Origin of the sequence: Mesorhizobium sp. M4A.F.Ca.ET.020.02.1.1, assembly GCF_004022645.1 — a bacterium.
Taxonomy (GTDB): domain Bacteria; phylum Pseudomonadota; class Alphaproteobacteria; order Rhizobiales; family Rhizobiaceae; genus Mesorhizobium.
In genome coordinates this window covers 1-428 of record NZ_RZOI01001409.1, presented here as the reverse complement: position 1 = coordinate 428, position 428 = coordinate 1, and the positions used below count along the sequence as shown (strand labels likewise).

Sequence of the window (428 nt, the reverse complement as noted above, 5' to 3'; positions counted from 1 at the left end):
GTGCTGGTCCGCGTCATCGACGGCGTGCTGAAGAAGGGCCAGACCATCCGCATGATGGGCACCGGCGCCAAATATTTGGTCGAGCGCACCGGCGTCTTCACGCCCGCCCGCATCAATGTCGACGAGCTTGGCCCCGGCGAGTTCGGCTTCTTCACCGGCTCGATCAAGGAAGTGGCCGACACCCGCGTCGGCGACACCATCACCGAGGATCGCCGCCCGACGCAAAAGGCGCTGCCGGGCTTCAAGCCGGCGCAGCCGGTGGTGTTCTGCGGCCTGTTCCCGGTCGACGCCGCCGATTTCGAGGATCTGCGCGCCGCCGTCGGCAAGCTGCGCCTCAACGACGCCTCCTTCTCCTATGAAATGGAAACTTCGGCAGCACTTGGCTTCGGCTTCCGTTGCGGCTTCCTCGGCCTCTTGCATCTGGAGAT

General features: G+C 65.2%; 1 protein-coding gene. It reads left to right on the top strand.

Annotated features, from left to right (window positions below):
- Positions 1 to 428: EF-Tu/IF-2/RF-3 family GTPase (locus tag EN742_RS37425; RefSeq protein ID WP_245492507.1), on the top strand; the 428-nt coding region annotated here is incomplete at both ends.